This window comes from Marinitoga sp. 1197, from assembly GCF_001021165.1.
Classification (GTDB): domain Bacteria; phylum Thermotogota; class Thermotogae; order Petrotogales; family Petrotogaceae; genus Marinitoga.
In genome coordinates this window covers 65,557-85,255 of sequence record NZ_AZAY01000023.1, presented here as the reverse complement: position 1 = coordinate 85,255, position 19,699 = coordinate 65,557, and the positions used below count along the sequence as shown (strand labels likewise).

Here is a 19,699-nt window from a genome sequence, read left to right as displayed (position 1 = left end):
CTTTTTTGGAGGGTGAATATGAAAAATAAATACATAATTCTTTTTTTTATCGTATTTTTCTCTTTAAATTTATTTTCAATTGAATTAAATTTCTCACATCTCGAATTTTTAAGAGATACCTTTAAGATAAACGATAAAAATGTAGTTGGATATTGGATATACGCCGATAAATATGGTCAAAAATATGTACATAAAGAAGCTATCGGTGAAGGCGTTACCTGTGTAGATGATGTTGCAAGAGTTGCTATACTTTATACAGATCTTTACAAAACAAATAAAAATGATTTTTATTATCAAAGAGCTAAAGAAGCTTTAAATTTTGTCATCTCTATGCAAGATTTTGATGGTGATTTCTACAATTTCATTTTAAAAAATGGAAATATAAACAAATATGGAATAACAAGTAAAAAATCAGGAAGTTGGTGGGCTGCAAGGGCTTTTTGGGCTTTGAGTAATGCTATAAATGTATTTCCTGATGATTTATTTAATAAAAAATTGATAAATTCTGCTAAAAAGGCCAAATCTTTTTTATTAAAAAAACTGGATTCTAATTATTTATTAAATAAAAGTTCCGATGTGTCTTCAATTTTTTTATTAGGATTATCCGCTTACTATAATCAGTACCCAAACAATAGTGACTTAAATTATATAATCAACATAGCTGATTCAATATTAAAAACACAAATATCAAATGGACCTTTTAGCGGCTCTTATAACGAAAGTTCTGATAATAATCGTTATTTATGGCATACATGGGGATCAAGACAGGGTGAGGCTCTCATTGAAGTTTATAAAATTACAAAAAATATAAAATATTTAAATTCTGTAAAAAAATATGTCGATTTTTATGATTTACTACTTTCAATTGGACCTGTATATGAAATAAAAGATTATATAAAAAAATATCCATATTTATCTTATGGGTTAGAAACAATAATTTCTACTTTATCAAAACTATATCTTGTGACAAAAGAAGATATTTATGCTGTTAAAGCATTTTTATTTGGTTCTTTTTATAATGGGAATAACCATTTAAACTCTCCTTTTACCGGCAAAAACGGAGAAGGATTCGATGGCATGCATTCTGTTTATATTAATCAAAATGCTGGTGCAGAATCAACTGTGTCATATCTAATTTCTTTAGAAAGATTGAATGAATTACCAAAAACTTTTGAAAAATTTTATTTTTCAAAAACTATAGACAATGGAAATTCTTTGCTTTTAGAAGCTGAAAAAATGGATTATGGAATTTATTCATTTGAATTAGAAAATACAAATAATATACAGATTAAAACCAATGAAAAAATAGCCTTGAAAACATATATAAATATTTCAGGAAACTATTATATATATTTAATAGGAAAAATTCCTGATTCAAAAATAAAAATATATTCCGGTAAAAATAAAATAATAGTAAATAATAAAATTTTTATTCCTATTGAACTTGAAAAAGGTAAATTAACAATTTCGATAACTCCTAAAGAAACGTTATATCTGGATCAAATATTGATTATTCCAAAAAAATTCAAATTTGTTGTTAAAGTAAAAAATGAATTTTTTGAGATTTTAAATAATGAATATAGAATTATTTCATATAATAGTGATGATATTTCATATAAAAAAGACTTATTAAATATAAAAATAGATTTTATAAAGAAGGATAACTATTATATTGCAAATTTAGATAATATTTTTAATAATAATGGTATTGTAGAATTTTCAGAAAGGAAAGAAGGAAACTTTGACAATCCAGATGGAGTTTTCGGTGCTAAATATCCTGCAGAGGAAATTGAAAAATATTTATCTAATAATATATTAAAATATAACAACATACTATTTAAAATAAAAATCCAAGGTTTAGATAATTTAATAGCAGTTGGGCAAAAATTAGAACTAAAAAATATAATTGGAAATACTTTATATATTTTAGGATCATCTGATCACGGAAATTACCAAGCAAAACTTATTATTGAATATACTGATGGAACACTTCAAGAAGAAATACTTAGTTTTTCTGATTGGTGCCAGCAACCTATTTTTAATGAAAATATCGTTATTGATACAAAATATAGATATAATGGTATTGGTATAAAAGAAAATTTGAATCCTAAAATTTATTTAAACAAGTTTTTATTAAAGAATAAAAAAATCAAATATATTTATCTTCCCAAGAAACCAACCATGCATATTTTTGCTATTACTATAAAACAAAATTAATTCATAATATTTTGTAAAATAACATAATTAAAAGACATAATGGAAAACATTAGGATAATATAAAAATCAAAGTAAAAAAGCCTTTCAGAATTTTTGAAAGGCTTTTTTATTATTTAATTAATATTATTGAATAAGATAAACAACTAAGACGGTGATAAATATTACAATTATTGAATTCATGTTTAAAAAAGATAGTATAAGTGCAGTGATAAAACCAATAATACCAGAAAAAATATTTCCTGTAGAATAAAAAATATCGGGAATAATTAACATCCCTAAAATTGTGTACGGGATATATTTAAAAAATTTTTTTAAAAAAGAATTAGAAGTCAATTTCTCAGCAATAAAAAAAGGAACAATTCTGGGAATCAAAGTAACAATACTCATTAATATAATAGTTATAATATATTTATTCATTAATATCATTCCCTATGTGTTTTTCAAAATATGCAAAGATAAAGGATATAATAACAGATACAATAATTATACTAAAATATTTCGGAAGATAATTTCTTACAATTATATAAATAATGATAGAAATTATAACGCTTAAAAATTCATAATATGATTTTTTTATATTTGGAATTAAAATACTCAAAAACATTGCATATAATGCTATTCCCATACTATTTTTTAGCGTAGTATTAAATGTTGATGAAAATAATAACCCTATTAAAGTACCAAAATTCCAACCCAGATATGATATTGATATTAATCCAAAAAAGTAATTAAAGGTAATTCTATTTTTATTATTAAAATAAGCTATAGAAAATGTTTCATCAGTGATACCCAAAGAAAGAAAATAGAAATATTTATTTTTTTCAGATTTTGTAGCAATAGTAGAAGACATTAATATATGTCTTAGATTAAGAAAAAAAGTTGTTATAACAATTTCAAAAATAGAAGCATTTTTTAACATTTCAACTGCAACAAATTGACTAGCACCGGCAAATACCATTAAAGACATAAGCCATCCAACATATCGTGGATAATTATATGTCTTTACTAAAATTCCAAAAGCAATTGCTATTGTAATATAACCTATAGAAATGGGAATTCCATCTTTTAATCCTCTAATAAATTCTTTCATGTTAAACGACTCCTAAATATTTTTTTTATTATACCATAATTTAAATCAGGAAGAAATATAAATTAAAAATGTTTAATTTATATTAATAAAAAACTATAAATAGTTATCTTATATTATAATCAAGTTTAATAAGGGATAATCTGTTTTTGATTTCTATGTTAAATATGTTTTAATATTATCGGTAACGTTATCGGTAACGTTACCGATAATTGGGGTAATAAATTTTCGGGGTGATAAATATGAAAAAAAAAGAAATTACAATTAAAGATATTGCAAATATTGCAGGAGTTTCTATAAATACAGTTTCACGAGCTTTAAATAATAAACCTGATATAAATGAAAAAACAAAAAAAAATATATTAAAAATAGCAAAAGAGTTAGGATATGTTAAAAATGTAACTGCCAGTTCTTTGCGCAATAAAAAAACAAAAACAATTGGTGTTCTTTTCAAAGATATAACTAATCCTTTTTTTGTTGAAGTTTTAAAAGGAATAGAAAAAGCTACAAAAGAAAATAATTATAGTTTAATTTTAATGGATGTTGAAAAAGATTATAATGTTGAAAAAAAAGCTTTAAAAATAATGGCAGAAAAAAGAGTAGATGGCATAATCCTAAGTCCAGTAAGAGGCGCAAATAGAAAATTTAAAGATATTATGCGACTGGGAATACCTTATGTAATATTAGGCGATCATTTTGAAAGTATTGACGCTGATGAAATTTATGCAGATGATGTAAAAGGAGGGTATATTGCTACAAAACATCTTATCGAAAGTGGTGGGAAAAATATTATTTTTTTAAGTGTGAAAAATCATAATTTTGTATCTTATTCTAGATTTTTGGGTTATAAAAAAGCCTTTGAGGAATTTAAGTTAACAATAAATGAAAAGCTAATTTTTGAGATTGATGAAGATGTAAATGCAGCTTATAAAAAAACAATTGAAATTATAAATAAAAAAATCTTTTTTGATTCCATATTTTGTTTCAATGATATTTTAGCTTTTGGTGCTCTAAAAGCCTTAAGAGAAAAAGGTTTCAATATACCAGATGACATAAAGATAGTTGGATACGATGACATAATATATTCATCAATTATTGATTTAACAACCATTCGAATACCAAAATTTGAATTAGGCTATAAATCTTTTCATATGCTTTTAAATAAAATAAATAACAAAACAAAAAAAGGGGAAAAAATAATTCTTGATGTTGAATTAATACAGAGGAAAACTACATAGATATCTTAAAAACAGGGGGTGTATTTATGAAAAAGTTTGTTTTGGGTATATTAGCACTTTTATTAGTTGTATCTAGTGTTTTTGCTGCATCAAATGATTTGGAAATTTTCAGTTGGTGGACTGGTGGTGGTGAAGAAGAAGGTTTAATGGCCTTATTTGCAAGATTTAATCAGTATTATCCAGATATCAATATTATTAATGCCGCTGTAGCTGGTGGTGCAGGAACAAATGCAAAAGCCGTTTTGAAAACACGTATGCTTGGAGGAAATCCTCCAGATTCTTTCCAGGTTCATGCTGGTATGGAATTGACTGATACTTATGTAATTCCTGGATTAATGGAACCATTGACAAATTATTTAAAAGAATGGGGAGTATATGATAAGTTCCCTAAAGATGTTATGAAAATAGTCAGCTATCAAGGTGAAGTTTATTCTATACCCGTAAATGTACATAGAGGGAATGTAGTATTTTATAACAAAAAAATATTCAAAAAATTAGGATTAACAAAGGAACCAACAACATGGGCTGAATTTTTTGATGCTTTAAAAAGAGCTCAAGCTGCTGGATATATTCCTTTAGCTTTAGGTGATAAAAACAAATGGACTACAACACATTTATTTGAAAATATTATGTTATCACTTTATGGTCCAGAAAGTTATAAGGGATTATTTGAAGGAAAAACTTCATTTAATTCGCCTGAAATGGAAATGTCTCTTGTTCTTTTAGAAAGATTAATACCTTTCTTTAATAGAGATCACTCTGCATTAACCTGGCAGGATGCTGGAAGGCTGGTTTTTGAAGGAAAAGCTTTATTTAATGTAATGGGCGATTGGGAAGAAGGTTATTTTAAAACTTTAGGTTGGACTCCTGGTGTCGATTTTGGTTGGTTTGCTCTTCCTGGAACATCTAATGCATTTATGTTTATTTCTGATACATTTGGGTTACCTAAAAATGCACCTCATAGGGAAAACGCATTAAAATGGTTAAAATTCATCTCTACAAAAGAAGCTCAGGATATTTTCAATCCTATAAAAGGATCTATCCCTGCAAGAATTGATGCAGATAAATCTAAATATGATGTATATTTGACATGGTCAATGAATGATTTCGCTACTGTATCTGTTGTACCTTCAATTATTCATGGGTCTGCTGCTCCAGAAGGTTTTGTTACAGGTTTAAATGATGCTCTTAATAGATTCCTTGTAAAGAAAAATATTTCCAATACATTAAGAGATATAATGTGGGCTGCTGAAGATGAAGGTTATGTAACTGAGTAATAATGTAAAACCCGGTTCTTAGAACCGGGTTTTATAAAATAAGGTGGTGAAAATATGAGCATTCAAAGAAGAAAATCTAAAATTGGCTTTTTTATTATACTTCCATCATTAATATTAATAGGTATATTTGTATATTATTTTATTTTTTTGACAATAAGAACGTCTTTTTCCAATTGGAATAGTTTTGGTAGTTTATTAAGGGGAATATATAAATTTGTTGGATTTAGAAATTATCAAAGAATTTTTATGGATGAACGTTTTCAAACAGATTTATGGAATACTTTATACTTTACACTCTTTTTTATTTTTGGTTCCATAAGTCTTGGACTGTTCCTGGCTAATATGATTGATAAAGGAATTAAAGGTTCAAGATTTTTTCAAAATTTATTTTTATTTCCTATGGCTATAGCTTTTGTTGTTACAGGAACAGTATGGAGCTGGATATTCGCTCCTGGAAATATTCCAAAAGACCCGCAGGGAATAAATTTATTATTAAAAATTTTCGGATTAGAAAATTTGCAATGGTTGTGGTATACCAGTTCCGAAAGTATTTATCACTTTAATTTTGCTTTAATACCTGTTATTATTGCAGCAATATGGCAAATGTCCGGTTATATTATGGCCATGTATTTAGCAGGTTTAAAAGCTATTCCAGAAGAAATACTGGAAGCAGCAAGGGTTGATGGAGCAAATGAAAATTATATATTCTGGAAAATAAAAATGCCTTTGTTAAAACCAATTACATTAAGTGCTATGATTGTTCTAGGACATGTATCTTTAAAAATTTTCGATTTAATATATGCCATGACAGGTAGCGGTCCAAATAATGTCACAGATGTTCCAGCTATTTATATGTTTGAATTGACATTTAGATCTAATAAATATGCTATGGGTTCTGCTATATCTGTTATTATGTTATTAATGGTTGCAATAATTATTATTCCATACCTTTATTATTCCCTTAGAAGGGGCGTGAGTTCATGACAAAAATTAAAATATCTATTTCATATATAATATTGATATTAGTATCTTTATTTTTTATTACGCCATTTTATGTCACTTTAATAACAAGTTTTAAACCATTAAGTGAAATTTCCATCGCTACTATGTGGAATTTCCCAAAACATTTTTCTTTTGACGGATTTATTGGTGCATTTAAGAAATTAGCTCCAAATATGAAAAATAGTTTTTATTTAACAATACCGGCAACAATTATATCAGCTTTTTTAGGGTCTATAAATGGATTTGCTCTTTCTAAATTAAAATTTAAATTTTCAAATCTCATTTTTGCACTTATCTTATTCGGTATGTTTATCCCTTATCAAAGTGTTTTATTTCCTTTAATACAATTTTTTCAGAAAATTGGGCTATATGGCACAATTCCTGCGTTAATTATAATACATGTAATTTATGGTATACCAATCACAACACTTATGTTTAAAAATTATTATGAAGAAGTCCCTGATGAATTAATAGAAGCCGCTTCTATTGATGGTGCAAACCTATATGATGTTTATACAAAAATTTTATTGCCAATCTCACTACCAGGTTTTGTTGTCGTTGCTATCTGGCAATTTACAAATATATGGAATGAATTTCTATTTGCAGTAACAGTTACCAGTAATCCTGCCAAGCAACCTATAACCGTAGCTCTTGTTAACTTAGCAGGAAGTCAGGTTGTTGAATGGAACATACAGATGGCAGGTGCTTTAATTGCTGCCTTACCAACACTTATTGTATATATTGCACTTGGAAAATATTTTATAAAAGGTCTTTTAGCCGGGTCAGTAAAAGGATAGGTGGTTTTATGAATATATTTAATATAAAATATATCGATCATTTTTTAGAGATTAAAAATAACAATTATATACTTAGATTTTATATAGAAAAAATCCCCGAAGGATTTATTGTTAGAGGAAAAATAAAGGGAAAACCTGGTCGAATTGAAATTTTTAGAGATATTGGCGACAGATTTTTATTTATAAATAACTGGCAAAGTTCGGGAAGTTCAAAAGTTATTGATACAGATAAATATTATACATCTCATATGAAAAGGTCAGAATGTTGTAATCATATCTTTTCAGAATTAATTAAGGAAAGTATTGTTTCTGATTATTTTTTAGGTAAAAAAAATGCTTTATATGGATTTTTGACTTCAAAATTTGCACACCCATTTTTCATTATTAAAAACAACGAAGTTATCGGATATCTTGATTATTTTGATAAAATTTTTGAAGATTTTACAAATATTGAATCCTTTATTTATTTAGAAAATATGCCTTTAGAAAAACTTCTGGAAATTTATGCAGATTATGTAAAAGCTGAAAACAATATTAAATTTTCCAAATGGAAGCCTGTTGTATGGTCCTCGAAATATTTATATTTAAAAAAATTTAAATGGAATAATATTTTAAAAAATCTTGAATTATCAAAAGATTTTAAATATGATGTTTTTCAATTAGATGATTCATGGCAAAAAGATATTGGAGATTGGATACCTAAAGATTCATTTCCAAAAATTTCCGAAATATCTAAAACTATTAATAAATACGGATATATTACAGGTTTATGGTTAGCGCCATTTAGCATATCAGAGACATCAGAAATTTTCAAAAAACACAAAGAATGGTTAATAAAAGATGAAAATAATTTACCAAAAGTGGCTTATATTTATTTTAACAAAAAAATATACGCTTTAGATACAACTCACCCTGATGCACAAGAATATATCAAGAAAACATTTTTGTATTTAAAAAATAATGGAATACAATATTTTAAAATTGATTTTTTATTCTCTGGAGCTACTCCAGGAAAAAGATATTTAAATGTTACTCCTATTGAAGCCTATCATATTGGTATGAAAATTATAAAAGAAAGTTTAAAAGATAATTTTATTTTAGGCTGTAAAGCTCCCTTATTGCCTTCATTTAATTATGTAGATGGAATGGAAATAGGAACATCGCCACATTGTAATATTGATGATTATGACTTTGTATCCCCCTATGTTTATTCGTTAAAAAATACAATTTCTAAATTTTTCATGAATGAAAAATGGTGGTGGAATAATCCAGGTTGTTTATTATTAAACACAAAAAACTCCGGATTAAATAGTAAAATAGTTGAAATGCATGCTTATGTATCAAGTTTTTTAAATAATATGACTATACAATGTGATAATTTATCAAAAGAATTAAAAAAAGATATATATTTCAAAACCTTAAAGTTTAGAAATGGAACATATAGTGTTAAAGGATTAATGAATATTAATAACGAATACGAAATAATATCTTACTTACCATTTTATGGAAGAATAAATATAAAGATAAATTTAAACAATATTGAATATAAAATTTTTTCAGATATAGAATATCCAGAATTGGAAAAAACTATAGAATTAAAAAATGATAAAAGATTATTCTATTATTACAGCGAAAAGAGTGATAATAATGTTTGAAAGAAGATATAATCCCATTACTGATGAATGGGTAATGATATCCTCCTCACGGCAAAAAAGGCCAAATCTTCCTGAAAATAGCTGCCCAATTTGTCCTGGGGTATTAGAGTTACCTGCTGAATATGATTTAGTAAGTTTTGAAAATAGATTTCCGGCATTAAAAAAAGATGCACCGGAAATTGAAAATAAAAGTAAAGTTTTAATTAAAGAGAAATCTCAAGGTTTTTGTGAAGTTATTGTATATACCAAAGAACATAATTCTGAGTTATCCAAAATGTCAATAAAACAAATTGAAAAATTAATAAATATGTGGGCTGATAGAACTTTAACACTTTCAAAATATGACTTTATAAAATATATATTTATTTTTGAAAACAAAGGGAAAGAAGTTGGAGCTACTTTGCCACACCCTCACGGACAATTATATGCATTTCCTTTTTTGCCTCCAAGAATAAAAGCAAAAATGCAATCCATGGAAAAATGGTATGTTGAAAAGAAAACCTGTACTATATGTGAAATTATCAAAGAAGAAATTAAAATAAATGAAAGAATCATATATGACACAGAAAATTTTATTGCCTTAGTTCCTTTTTACGCTCGTTATCCATATGAAGTACACATTTATCCAAAAAGACATATTGAAACAATTTATGAATTATCAAACAAAGAAAAGAAAGAATTCGCCCTTGTTCTAAAAGTTATTACAAATAAATATAATAAATTATTTGATACTCCATTTCCTTATATGATGATGTTTTTTCAAAAACCTTTTAATATAAACAAGAGTACACATTTCTTTCATTTCCATGTAGAATTTATCTCTCCAATGAGAGGTCCGAATTTAATAAAATGGATTGCCAGTGTAGAAAGTGGAACATGGGCTTTTATAAACCCTGTTGATCCTGAAAAGGCGGCAGAACAATTGAAAAATATAAAGGTGGAGATAAAATGAAATATAAAGCTCCAGGAAGAATTAATATAATAGGAGAACATACTGATTATAATGATGGATATGTATTACCTTTTGCAATAAATAAATATATTTTTTTAGATATAAAAAAATCAGATAAATTTTTATTTCATTCAAAAAATTTAAATCAAGAAATATCCATAAACGAATTAAGAAAAACTAATACTTGGGCAGATTATATTATTGGTATTATACTAGAAATCAAAAAAAAGTATTCTGATATACCTCCTATGAAATTTCATATTGATTCAACATTACCAATTGGTGCAGGGCTTTCCAGTTCTGCTGCTCTGGAAATTGTTTCTGCATATGCCATTAATGACATATTTAATTTAAATTTAACAAAAGAAGAGATAGCAAAAATTTCATGGAAAGTTGAAAATCAATATATTGGTTTAAATTGCGGTATTATGGATCAATATGCTTCTGCTCTCTCAAAAGAAAAAAATGCTTTACTAATAGATACATTCACAAAAAAATATGAATATATCCCCTTAAATTTAAAAGATTATAATTTTTATATTATAAATTCCGGGGTGAAACATGAATTAGGAAACACAGAATACAATATTAGAAAAAAGCAATGTAATCTGGTACTTGAAAAATTAAACAAAAAAACTTTTAAAGATGTGTCATATGATGATCTATATTTTCTGGATAATATTTTATATAAAAGAGCAAAACATATTCTTGACGAAAATAATAGAGTATTAAAAACTGTAGATGCTCTAAAAATGGGGAATATTGAAATTATAGGAGAATATTTATTTGAATCCCATGAAAGTTTAAAAAATTTATACGAAGTCTCCTGTGAAGAAATAGATTTTATCGTTGAATATTTAAAAAATAAAATATGCGGAGCTCGAATTGTTGGCGGGGGGTTTGGCGGTTCTGTTTTGATTCTTTCTAAAAAGAATAAAATCGAATACTATATTAATGATTTATCCTATCAATATGAAAAAAAATTTAACATAAAACTCCATTATTTTAAGGTAGAAAGTTCAAATGGTGTTGATAAAATTGAATAAATAATATATTCTAAAAAATTAAAGAGATAAGTATAGGTATCGCAACTGATAAAACTACTCCTTGTCCGAATCCTATTAATGTATTTTCTTTATTGGTACTTTTAGAAACTACCCCCAGTAACGTATCCATAGTTGTTGCACCACCTATAGAAATAGCTCCTAATTGTGAAAATTTTGAATAAATCGGAATTAAAATAATCCCTAACACTTCTCTTATAACATTTGTAGTAAAAGATACGGCTCCCAAAAATGGGGAGTGTAAGGAACTTATCATTATTCCAGATAAAGAATACCATCCCAAACCAGCTGAAGCACCTGCTGCTTCTTTAAATGTTAAATTAGTAAACAAAGAAACTAAACCTCCAAAAAAAAGGCTACCAACAATTATTAAAAATGATTGAATAAATATAGTTTTCAAACTCTTTTTTATTTTAAATAAAATATTTTCTTCAGATCCAATATCAACACCAACAGTAAAAACAAGCAACATTAATAACACAGTTATTAAATTTCCTGGAATACTAAATTTAAAAAAGTATCCACTTAAAATACCCATAATAACAGAACTAAGTAATAAAATCATTTACTATTCCCCCTAAAAAATTTTTCATATATTGTTGTTAAAATCATACTTCCAGCAATTGAAAATAAAGCTATATATAATGATAAATATCCTATTTCTGATAATTTTGATATTAAATCTTGATCTGAACCTATTTCAAACCCCATAAAAAATAACAATAGAACTGTAATATAGGTAACTGGTTTATATCTTTTTATAAACAATAACTTTCCTTTCATCCCTAAAAACATACCAACCAAAAAAGATATTAATATTATCCATAGCATCATATCATCTCCTTAAATTGAAAAAACGGCAACCCAATTTCAAGGTTGCCAATGATAATTATATCATAAAATTCATATTATGTCAAGTTAATTTTTCTTGCTATAAAAACACTTTTTTTTATGCCAGATATTGACTTTACAGTCAAATTATGGTATTATATAATTGATTAACATATATGAAATATTTTTCATGCTTTTTGTTATTTAAAACTATAAATAGTAATAAAATATATATAAATGCAATATTATTTTTTTTATTTTAATATGGAAGGAGTGGTTTTGTGGCAAGACAAAAGTGGGGTTCAAGGTGGGCGTTTGTTTTAGCTGCCATCGGGTCAGCTGCTGGATTAGGTAATGCATGGAGATTCCCTTACATGGCTTATTCAAATGGTGGCGGAGCTTTTTATATTCCATATTTCGTTGCTTTATTTTTAGCCGGTATTCCAATTTTGATGGCTGAATTCGGAATAGGTCAGGGCCTTCAAAGTAGTGCTCCAAAGGCTTTAGGGAAAATAAATAAAAGTGCTGAAGCAATTGGTTGGTGGGCAGTAATTACTGGAGCTATAATTACTTTTTATTATAATGTAATTATGGCATGGATATTTAACTATTTATATTTTTCATTAGGAACTGCGTGGAAAGATGATCCAAAGGGATTTTTTTTCGGTGATTTCTTAAAATTAACCGATGGCCCAGGGCAACTCGGCGGATTGAGATGGCCTATTGTTATCGGACTTCTTATTTCATGGTTATGGATATATTTAATATTAAGAAAAGGTACAGAATCTGTTGGAAAAACAGTTATGTGGACAGTTCCATTACCAGTAATTTTATTATTACTTTTAGGAATTAGAGGCGTTACATTACCAGGAGCAGCTACAGGTTTAAATTTCTTATTTGAACCAAACTTTTCAAAATTAGGCGATCCAAGAGTTTGGGCTAATGCTTTTGGGCAAATTTTCTTCTCATTAAGTGTTGCATTTGGTATTATGATAGCATACGGAAGTTACAATGATAAAAAGAATGATGTTGCAAATAATGCTATTATTACTGCCCTTGGTAATTCTGCTACATCATTTTTAGCCGGTATCGCTGTATTCTCTGTTTTAGGTTATATGGCTCAACAAATGAGCGTACCTGTAGACAAAGTTGTTAGTGGTGGAGTTGGGTTGGCATTTGTTGTTTATCCACAGGCAATATCATTGATTCCCGGTGGAGTTATAGTTCAATCGATTATAGGTTTAGCTTTCTTCATAATGTTATTAACATTAGGAATTGATTCTGCCTTCTCTTTAGTAGAAGCTATAGAAGCTGCTGCTGGAGATAAATTCAAAGTTAATAAAAAATCATTTTTAATCGGATTCTCAATATTAGGCTTTATTTTTGGTCTTTTATTTGCAACTCAGGGTGGTTTGTATTGGTTAGATATTATAGATCATTTCATGGGTACATACGCATTATTGGTTGTTGGTATTTTAGAATCCATCATTATTGGTTGGGTATTAGGAGCAGAAAATCTGAGAGAATATATAAATTCAGTATCTGAAATAAAAATTGGCAAATGGTTTGATATTTCTTTAAAATACATTATCCCTATTGTATTAATTGCTATATTAGGGTTAAATATAGCAGATGAAATTAAAAATCCATATGGTGGTTATGAATCATGGGCACTAACTGTTGGCTTTATTATTTTCCTAATTGTACCAATAATAGCATTTATATTCTCAAAATTACCTTCAAAAGATGATAAATATAGTGAAAAAGTGACGAAAATTACTATTGAAGAAGAATAAGGGGGCTAAAATATGTCTGGAAGCGCTATATTCTTTATGATTTTTGCTGGAGTTGTATTATTTGGTGGTTTAGCATGGTCTTTAAATATTGCAGCAAAAGCAAATAAAAAATAATAAAAGCGATGCTTTACGCATCGCTTTTATTCAATTTCGGAGATGATATCGTGAGGATTATCTGTTTAGAAAACAATTTTATTAGTTTGAAACTATTTCCTGATTTAGGAGCTAAAATTGCTTCTATTTTTTATAAACCACAGAGTTTTGAAGTTTTATTTAGAACTACTGAATATAAATTACCTAAATACGGAGATCCTTTTGAAAATTATGATACTTCAGGAATCGATGAAATGTTTCCAAACGTAGATAAAGGGAAATATCCATTTGAAGAATATTTCGGCGAAATTTTACCAGATCATGGAGAATTATGGTCTATTCCATGGAACTGTTATAAAAAAAATAATAATATTCATTGTGAAGTAATAAGCCCCAAATTTAATTATATTTTCAAACGAACAATCCACTTAGAAAAAAATAAAATTTTTTTGGCTTATTCTGTAAAAAATTTATCTAATAATATATTTAGAGGATTTTGGACATTTCACGGTTTAATCGCTATCGATGAAAATAGCGAAATAATATTAAACGTTAAAAAAGTTATAAATGTACATAAAAGCAAATTTCTTGGTAACGTGGAAAACATATGTTCTTACCCTGAATACAATAATTATAGATTAAATAAATTTTTACCAAAAAGCTCTAAAAATACTGAAAAATTCTATTTAATAGATAAAGTTACATCTGCTGGTTTAACTCTAAATAACAACAAATTATTATATACTATAGAATTCCCCGAAGTTCCCTATTTAGGTATATGGAAAAATGAATGTGGTTTCAAAAATCAGTTTAATTGTGCTTTAGAACCATCCAATGGTTTTTATGATTCTCTAGAAATTGCAAAAAAATACCAAAAATTTCTCACTTTTCAGCCTTTTGAAGAAAAAAAATGGAATTTTAGAATAATATTAAATAATTGGACTATTCAAAAAAGTTAAATACTATCAACTATATTTCTACAAACTCCAACGTTTTATTTCTTACAAAAAATGTAGAAATTATAAAATTTTGTGATATAATATAATTAGTTATACGAATAAAACATGGAGGTGATTGTATGAAAAATTTTGTTTTTTATAATCCTACAAAAATAATTTTTGGAGAAAATACTATAAGCAAAATTGGCGAGGAAATTAAAAAATTTGGTCTCAATAAAATTTTATTGCATTATGGAAGTGGTTCAATAAAAAGAAACGGTGTTTATGATCAGGTTATAAATTCTTTAAAAGAATATAATATTGAATGGATTGAAGTTTCTGGAGTAAAGCCTAATCCAAGATTATCTAAGGTATATGAGGGTATAAAATTCGCAAAAGAACACAATGTTGATGGAATACTTGCAGTTGGTGGTGGTAGTGTAATAGATTCTGCAAAAGCTATAGCTGGTGGCTTTTATTATGATGGTGATATATGGGATGCATATTCAAAAAAATATATCATAAAAAAAGCTTTGCCTTTATTTAGCGTTTTAACATTATCAGCTACTGGTTCTGAAATGAATGGTAATTCTGTAATAACAAAAGAAGAAACCAAACAAAAATGGGCAACTTCATCGAAAGAATTATATCCAAAAGTATCCATTATAGATCCAACAGCACAATATTCTTTGCCAGAAAAACAAACCATTAATGGTGCGGTAGATGCAATAAGTCATGTAATGGAATATTATTTTGATGGAACTAAAGATACTGAAATTCAAGATCAAATTGCAGAAGGAATTATTAGAACTGTAATAAAAAACACAGAAATTTTATTAGAAAATCCTAAAGACTATAATGCTCGTTCAAATCTTGCCTGGAGTGCAACTTTAGCATTAAATGGATTATTACGAGCGGGTTCTAATGGTGGAGATTGGGCAAGTCATACTTTAGAACATTCAGTATCTGCATTATTTGATATAGCTCATGGGGAAGGTTTAGCTATAATATTTCCAGCATGGCTAGAATACGTAAAAAATGAATATATTGAGAAGTTTGATAGATTCGCAAAAGAAATATTCAATATTGACACAGGAAATGCTGCTATAGATGCTAATTTAGGTATTCAAGCGTTAAAAGAATGGTATAAAAGAATAGGACAACCAATATCTTTAAAGGAAATTGGAGCGACAGAAAAGGATATTGAAAGATTGGTAGAAAATGCTATTCAAAGTAGTCCTATGGGAAAATTGAAAAAATTAGAAGAAAAAGAAATTAGAGAAATTTATACTATAGCTTTAAAAAACAAGTGACGCTTTGCGTCACTTGTTTTTATTTCTTTTTATACTTTTTATATATAATTTCTTACTTTATTATTAAAATAATTAATACTATGTGCTGACGCAAAGCGTCTGTTGTTTTTATTTCTTTTTGGTTCTTTATAATTTTACTTGATAAAAAACAAATACAACATTTATATCATCTGAATTATAATAAATATCTAGAAATAATAAATCTTTTTGTTTTAAATAGTGTAATAATGAAGAGTTTAATAAAAATTTTCAAGTAATTTTTAGAAAGAACAACTGTTTACTTGACAAATACATTTTTATTTTACCATTTAAAGGTATTATAAATTTTTCTGCCAATAATCACTTTAAGGTAAAAAATTTGTTCAATATCCATCTTTATCCATGTTTTTATTAAACTATATAAAACAAAAAATTAACTATATTAATATATCAAATGATATATTAATACTGTAAATTTATTGAATTTTAGAAATATAAAATTTGCGGAAATTTTACCACGAGTTTATTTACTTTTTTTTTTTTTTTTTGATAAAATGATAAATAAATTAGTATTTTCTGCTGGCGCCAGTTTTATTAATCAAAAAGTATTGGAGGGATGGTAGTGAAAAGGTGGTATATTTTCATCATATTAATTGTGTTATTTGTAACAAGCTTAAGTGCTGCTACTATTATAGGTAGTGAAGATGAATATCATTATTCCTATTTGAACAGTTCAAAGTTGGGAGAAACAGCATGGGAGTATGTAACTGGAGAAGAAAATAGAAGTTCAATATCAGAAAATTTTTCCTATTCTGTAAGTTTGACAAATTCATGGAGTTGGTCAATTGATATTAGCATTTTAGGAAAATTAGGGTTAGGGACCAAAAAATCTGATGTAATAAAAATAACTAGAACATATAATATTTCAATTCCACCATATTATGGTTGGTATTTATACAAAAAAACAACATATACGAGGTACTATTATAAGTATTGGATTGAAACAATAAATATTTATGATGATGGCAAAATAGAAGTTACAGATAGAACTGAATATAAATTATTTTATAAAACAATAATTAGTGAAACTACTAAAACTGAATTAAAAGGATTATAATACATATTCACCCTAAAGGATATTTAGGGTGAATTAAGATAGGAGGAAAAAATGAAAAAGAAAAATGTATTAGTATCTATTGTACTTATGATATTTATTTCAGTATTTGCTGATTATAATATTTTAATTCCTAGCGCAAATAACATTGTTAAAACAATAAAAATAGAAAATTATAAATTAAAATACATTTATTTATTCGAATTGGGAAATTATTTTAAAATTGATAATTTAAAAATTGGCAAAGATGGTACTATTTTAGCCTTTGATAATACAGGAAAAAGAAAATTTTATATTGCAAACTTAAATAATCTAAATAAATGGAAAGCTTTTGAAATTGAAGATTTACCAATTCCTTCTTATATACCTAACTTTCCATTTGCAATAAATAATGATTCAATTATTGTTTTTTACAATAATTATGAAAACAAAGAAAAAATAGAGTTGAAAATTTTCAATTACATGATATCAGATAAAAAATTAAATTTAATAAAAACATATTTAAACCTTTCGTCTCCAAATTTGTATAATATAAACCGCAGTAACAATTTTTTAGTATATGTCTTGGAAAATAAAAATACCAGTAATGTTGAACTTCATATTTTAGATATAAAGAGTAAAAAAGATACTTTGATAAAAAATGTGATTGGAAATCCCAAACTAGATGTAAATACAAAAGGAGATGTGATTTTTACAGAAGGTATATACATTGAATATTATAACAGCAAAGATAAAACGATAAAAAAAATAGAGTTTGACAAATTATATCCAGAAATAATAATGAATGAACCATATTTCGTAACTTTTTTGAACGAAAAGGATATTGCAATATATAGTAATGAAAAATTAGTGATATTTGATATCGAAAAGTGGAATATAAAGGATGTTATATATGATATACCAGAAAATATTGTTGGATTAACTGGTTTGAATGATGGAAGTATTTTAGTAAATATTTATGATTATAAAGGAGAATAATATGATGAAAAAAGTAACTTTTTTGATAATGATTTTTTTGACCTCTTTTGTATTTGGATTTGAAAAAGAATATGTATTTGGTAATATTGTCTTGCCTGGAATAAATAACTCAGATGAAATAAAAATAGTAGATAATAAATTAAATAATTTAAATACAGTTAATTTATTGAAAGAGGTTATTCAACCTAAAATATCTTTAACTCTTAATAATAATTTTATTAATTTATCAACAACTATTTCCCTTTCTTCAATTATTATAGAAAATTCAAAAGTGTTTAAATATAATCTTGAAAAAGAATATATTTCTTTGAGTAAAAGACAAAAAGAAAATGAGATTATATATCGAATTTTAAATTTGTATTCTATGATTTATAATGAGAAAGAATTACTTGAGCTATATTTAAAAGTTAATGATATTTTAAAAAAGAAAGAAAATTCTGAGGAGTATGTTCAAATAATAAATGAATTGGAAAATAGAATATATTTTAAAAAAATTACAATAGAAGAAATGGAATTAGATTTAAAGAATATGATAGGAATAGATACTTCTATAAAATATTTAAATTTATGTGAAGATCCAGAGTTTCTGGAGATATTAAAAGGGATAAATTTAAATACAAATATAAGTAATGAATCTCTTAATCTTGAAATATCTAGATTGGAATATAAATTAAATGCTGAAAGGTTGTATATTAATAATTTTTCAAATGTTGTAAATTTCTATTTAGACACAAATTTTGAAACATATGATTATGGTATTCGACTAAGTTTATTTAGATTATCAGGAATAAATTTATCTTTTGATTATTCACTTAAAAGTAATGATTATAATCTTTCGATATATATTAGTTTTGGAAATATAGAAGAAATAAATCGTTTAAACTCTCCAAAATTTAATGAAAAAAGAGAAGAATATTATTATAAAAAAAATATAGATATTATGTATAAAAAATATTTCTTTTATCAAGAAAAATATAATGAAATAAAAAAATTATTAGAAAGTCTAAATTTTGAAACAGCAACGACAGAAAATTTGATAGAGCATCTACAAAAATATGAAAATTTTATACAAATAAGAGGGATATACGTTCAAAACACATTGAAATTAGCAAAAGAGATTGGTATTTTAGATGAGATATATCATAAATAGAATTAGAGATATAGTCGGCTTGATCCCCGAAAATTACACAAAAAATAAGAAAAACTCATTTTTTCACAAAAATAATCATATAAAATAAGAAAACAAAAGTCATTTTTGACTTTGTCAAAAAATTATCATTAAAAAGATAAAAAACGAAATCAGGCGTAAGATACTTTAAAGACCTTTTGTAGCTTTTCTTTGAAAAGCAAGTTAAAGGTATAAAAATA

19 protein-coding genes are annotated in these 19,699 nt (G+C 26.1%); 15 read left to right on the top strand and 4 right to left on the bottom strand.

Annotated elements, in window-relative coordinates; translation table 11 throughout:
* Positions 1–18 precede the first annotated feature (18 nt).
* Positions 19–2,217, top strand: coding sequence for a hypothetical protein (locus X275_RS06805; protein ID WP_047268128.1), 2,199 nt, complete (start codon positions 19–21; stop codon positions 2,215–2,217).
* 123 nt (positions 2,218–2,340) lie between these two features.
* Here the strand turns inward: X275_RS06805 and X275_RS11910 are convergent, their stop codons facing one another.
* Positions 2,341–2,604, bottom strand: coding sequence for an AzlD domain-containing protein (locus tag X275_RS11910; protein ID WP_442914799.1), 264 nt, complete (start codon positions 2,602–2,604; stop codon positions 2,341–2,343).
* Positions 2,605–2,626: 22 nt separating this feature from the next.
* Positions 2,627–3,307, bottom strand: a complete 681-nt coding sequence (locus tag X275_RS06795) for an AzlC family ABC transporter permease (RefSeq protein WP_047265255.1) — start codon at positions 3,305–3,307, stop codon at positions 2,627–2,629.
* Between the two features lie 239 nt (positions 3,308–3,546).
* Between X275_RS06795 and X275_RS06790 the strand changes: the two genes are divergently transcribed.
* Genes X275_RS06790 through X275_RS06760 form a run of 7 tightly spaced genes read left to right on the top strand, consistent with a single transcriptional unit; the run spans position 3,547 to position 11,271 of the window.
* Complete coding sequence (locus X275_RS06790; RefSeq protein ID WP_047265254.1) at positions 3,547–4,542, top strand: LacI family DNA-binding transcriptional regulator; 996 nt, start codon at positions 3,547–3,549, stop codon at positions 4,540–4,542.
* Positions 4,543–4,568: 26 nt separating this feature from the next.
* Positions 4,569–5,819, top strand: a complete 1,251-nt coding sequence (locus X275_RS06785) for an ABC transporter substrate-binding protein (RefSeq protein ID WP_047265253.1) — start codon at positions 4,569–4,571, stop codon at positions 5,817–5,819.
* A gap of 54 nt (positions 5,820–5,873) precedes the next feature.
* On the top strand, positions 5,874–6,803 hold the full coding sequence (locus X275_RS06780; protein ID WP_175419572.1) for a carbohydrate ABC transporter permease: 930 nt from the start codon (positions 5,874–5,876) through the stop codon (positions 6,801–6,803).
* Positions 6,800–7,618 carry a carbohydrate ABC transporter permease gene (locus X275_RS06775; protein ID WP_047268127.1) on the top strand — a complete coding sequence of 273 codons (819 nt, stop codon included), beginning with the start codon at positions 6,800–6,802 and terminating at the stop codon, positions 7,616–7,618. The genes X275_RS06780 and X275_RS06775 overlap by 4 nt, the downstream gene beginning before the upstream one ends.
* Positions 7,619–7,626: 8 nt before the next feature.
* Positions 7,627–9,273: a glycoside hydrolase family 36 protein gene (locus X275_RS06770; protein ID WP_052913707.1), complete on the top strand. Its 1,647-nt coding sequence runs from the start codon at positions 7,627–7,629 to the stop codon at positions 9,271–9,273.
* Positions 9,266–10,225, top strand: coding sequence for a galactose-1-phosphate uridylyltransferase (gene galT, locus X275_RS06765; RefSeq protein ID WP_047268126.1), 960 nt, complete (start codon positions 9,266–9,268; stop codon positions 10,223–10,225). The genes X275_RS06770 and galT overlap by 8 nt, the downstream gene beginning before the upstream one ends.
* Positions 10,222–11,271 carry a galactokinase gene (locus X275_RS06760; protein ID WP_047268125.1) on the top strand — a complete coding sequence of 350 codons (1,050 nt, stop codon included), beginning with the start codon at positions 10,222–10,224 and terminating at the stop codon, positions 11,269–11,271. Before galT ends, X275_RS06760 begins: the two co-directional genes overlap by 4 nt.
* Before the next feature lie 10 nt (positions 11,272–11,281).
* Here X275_RS06760 and X275_RS06755 read toward each other — a convergent pair whose 3' ends face one another.
* Positions 11,282–11,854 carry a lysine exporter LysO family protein gene (locus X275_RS06755; RefSeq protein ID WP_047268124.1) on the bottom strand — a complete coding sequence of 191 codons (573 nt, stop codon included), beginning with the start codon at positions 11,852–11,854 and terminating at the stop codon, positions 11,282–11,284.
* A complete protein-coding gene (locus X275_RS06750; protein WP_052913705.1) occupies positions 11,851–12,120 on the bottom strand; it encodes a LysO family transporter in 270 nt (89 codons plus the stop codon). The genes X275_RS06755 and X275_RS06750 overlap by 4 nt, the downstream gene beginning before the upstream one ends.
* Positions 12,121–12,401: 281 nt before the next feature.
* On the opposite strand from X275_RS06750, the gene X275_RS06745 reads away from it, so the two are divergent.
* The 7 genes from X275_RS06745 (at position 12,402) to X275_RS06720 (ending at position 19,481) form a co-directional block, all read left to right on the top strand.
* On the top strand, positions 12,402–13,916 hold the full coding sequence (locus tag X275_RS06745) for a sodium-dependent transporter (RefSeq protein ID WP_047268122.1): 1,515 nt from the start codon (positions 12,402–12,404) through the stop codon (positions 13,914–13,916).
* 12 nt (positions 13,917–13,928) lie between these two features.
* Positions 13,929–14,030, top strand: coding sequence for a MetS family NSS transporter small subunit (locus X275_RS11525; RefSeq protein ID WP_156166120.1), 102 nt, complete (start codon positions 13,929–13,931; stop codon positions 14,028–14,030).
* Positions 14,031–14,080: 50 nt separating this feature from the next.
* On the top strand, positions 14,081–14,968 hold the full coding sequence (locus X275_RS06740; RefSeq protein WP_047268121.1) for a hypothetical protein: 888 nt from the start codon (positions 14,081–14,083) through the stop codon (positions 14,966–14,968).
* Between the two features lie 119 nt (positions 14,969–15,087).
* Positions 15,088–16,260 (top strand): iron-containing alcohol dehydrogenase, encoded by a 1,173-nt coding sequence (locus tag X275_RS06735; RefSeq protein WP_047268120.1) that lies wholly within the window; start codon positions 15,088–15,090, stop codon positions 16,258–16,260.
* A 601-nt stretch (positions 16,261–16,861) separates the two neighbouring features.
* The gene (locus X275_RS06730; protein ID WP_047268119.1) at positions 16,862–17,356 is read left to right on the top strand and encodes a hypothetical protein; all 495 of its coding nucleotides are present in this window, start codon (positions 16,862–16,864) and stop codon (positions 17,354–17,356) included.
* A 51-nt stretch (positions 17,357–17,407) separates the two neighbouring features.
* On the top strand, positions 17,408–18,331 hold the full coding sequence (locus tag X275_RS06725) for a hypothetical protein (RefSeq protein WP_047268118.1): 924 nt from the start codon (positions 17,408–17,410) through the stop codon (positions 18,329–18,331).
* A gap of 4 nt (positions 18,332–18,335) precedes the next feature.
* Positions 18,336–19,481: a hypothetical protein gene (locus X275_RS06720; RefSeq protein ID WP_156168713.1), complete on the top strand. Its 1,146-nt coding sequence runs from the start codon at positions 18,336–18,338 to the stop codon at positions 19,479–19,481.
* The last annotated feature ends 218 nt before the right edge of the window (positions 19,482–19,699 follow it).